Consider the following 1,094-nt stretch of genomic DNA (forward strand, 5'->3'; position numbering starts at 1 on the left):
ACGTATAGGAAGTCCTGAACAACCAGAAAATGATCCAAAATTACTCCATCTGTGAGATTTCCGCGTCGATCCCGTATGGCCTTACCGGTATCAGGTTATAATCTGGGAACCGTTGGGACTTATTTTGGGGGTGGGCCTTCGGGTATTCAGCCGGGAGAATTTATTCAGGCATTAATGGATGCAGGCGTGGTAAAGCGTGTGTCTGTGCAGATAGTGACACATATTCATCAGCCATCTTCTGCCGCGTTAAGTTATATTCCCCTTCAGGATACAATGGGTGGGGGGCCTCCAACTCCGCCTGCACAACAGTTTGTGGATCGGGACGAGCAGAATAGTGCCGATCTGTTCATAGGAACGGGCCATGAAGCTGGGTGGTTCGCGGCGAACCCAGCCTTACGTGCAAATCTGATGGGGATCGCGCCGCCGATGACGCGTGTTGTGCCTGTTCGAGACATATCTGGCAACGCGGTTATTCCGGCAGGTGTCGTGGCGCCAGATGGTTTATGTTATCCTCTTCGTGCAGATCGCGTGCTCGAATATACCGATGTGCGACCAGTTGCGTATAAGGCAAAGGAAATTACAGTTGCTATCCTGATGAAACCGAAGGAGATGCCGCAGTGGGTTTCAGATCATCGCGTTTTTGAGGGATTGGCCGATGATCCTGTCCTACCTGAAGATGTACATTTCTGGACTTTCCGTAATACCGGAGATGGTTGGCATCGGTACGTTTTCGCGGATCTCTCTCCAATGGCAGGGAAGGGGCATTATATCGGAAATTAGGCTTGTGGAGGTATCACGGTTTAATCCTGGACCATGGGTTATCTGTCAAGCGGCGTTGCGCTCATAATCCAGAGGGCTTTTTCATTGGAGCGCGGAATACAGTCTCGGTGGATTGTAAAAATCATTGATGTCAAGGTGTGTCGTAAGTTAATTTTGATGGTGGCGAAAACGAGTTACACTACTGCGAAGAATGTTGACTTTAGCTTGTCATAGTGTGTTGCATTGCCTCTGAGCTACTTCCGCCTACGGCGTGTCGTCAGTTAAGCAGGATGATGATTGAGGCGAACTGCACGGCTGCGAGGAAGGTCGATTTC

At 49.9% G+C, this 1,094-nt stretch carries 1 protein-coding gene; it reads left to right on the top strand.

The window, feature by feature from the left end:
• The first annotated feature begins 75 nt into the window (after nucleotides 1-75).
• On the top strand, nucleotides 76-780 hold the full coding sequence (locus CSR02_RS02110; protein ID WP_099540400.1) for a hypothetical protein: 705 nt from the start codon (nucleotides 76-78) through the stop codon (nucleotides 778-780).
• The last annotated feature ends 314 nt before the right edge of the window (nucleotides 781-1,094 follow it).

Origin of the sequence: Acetobacter pomorum (assembly GCF_002738225.1) — a bacterium.
GTDB lineage: Bacteria > Pseudomonadota > Alphaproteobacteria > Acetobacterales > Acetobacteraceae > Acetobacter > Acetobacter pomorum.